Source organism: Marseilla massiliensis (genome assembly GCF_016899855.1).
Classification (GTDB): Bacteria; Bacteroidota; Bacteroidia; order Bacteroidales; family Bacteroidaceae; genus Prevotella.
Genome location: NZ_JACJJG010000218.1, coordinates 1 through 988 on the forward strand (window position 1 = coordinate 1; position 988 = coordinate 988).

1 protein-coding gene is annotated in these 988 nt (G+C 53.2%); it reads right to left on the bottom strand.

Annotated features, from left to right (window positions below; translation table 11 throughout):
* Window positions 1–202: 202 nt before the first annotated feature.
* Window positions 203–988 (bottom strand): carbohydrate-binding protein (locus H6A34_RS14465; protein ID WP_205106087.1); only part of this gene is annotated, 786 nt, incomplete at its 5' end.

The following is a 988-nucleotide window of genomic DNA, read 5'->3' on the forward strand; positions in this document are numbered from 1 at the left end:
AGATAGTGCAAGTTGAGCGAAATGCAAAATAAAAGTGCGAGAAACAAACTTTATTTAGCATTTCCGAGACGCAGCCTGTTTTATCCGGTTATGATACTTTAACGGCGAAGCGCAAAATAAAAGCGTTATGAACAAACTTCCATTTTGCGCCCCGTGGTGTGTTGCGCGCCATATTTAATTATTGTTTTTTGCGCGATGCGTATTATTTCCGGCGATGGAACATCCAGTAGTCGAAATACATCAGGCGTCCCGGCTTGTTGCCTTTGCATACGAAGTACAGGTCGTGTACGCCCTTGATGCCGGCCACGTCGGTTGTGACAAGCGCCCAACGGTCGTCGCCTCCGGTCATAGGTACGTCCAGCGTGGCCAGCAACGTGCCCTGAATACCGTCCGCCCTGACTTCCATTGTCACCCCGCTATGGTGTGTCGTGCCAATGCGTACCGTGACCTTGGCCGCTCCTTCGCTGCCGAAATCAACACCTTTCACTTTTGTGTACGCGCCGTCATGCATGGCGTTGACGAATACTCCTACTTCGTTATTGGCGTCTGACTTCATCCATTCAGAATAAGCCATCGTCTCTGCCTCCGTCTTGCGGTAAGGGTTCAGCGGCAATAGGCCTTCCTGTATGCCGTCGGTCATTTTCATTTGCCTTATGGTCCCGTCGTCGTTGAAGGTTACCTTGTCGGCGCATACCGACCGCGTAAAGCCCGAACCGCCGGGTAACGCTCCGTTATGGTAGAACAAGTATGTGGAGCCCTTGTAGTCTATTATGCCTGGATGGTTGGTAAAGCTGCCTCCTTCGGTGGGCATCAGCGTGCCGGCATACTTCCACGGCCCCGTCGGGCTTTGGCTCATTGAATAGCCAAGGTGCTCGGGTATAGGGCCGCCGGCCCATAACAGGTAGTACCATCCGCCACGCTTGTACAGCCAAGGGGCTTCCTCATAGAGTGTCGGGCGTTCCGGTATGTTGCCCTCACGGCGTCCGAA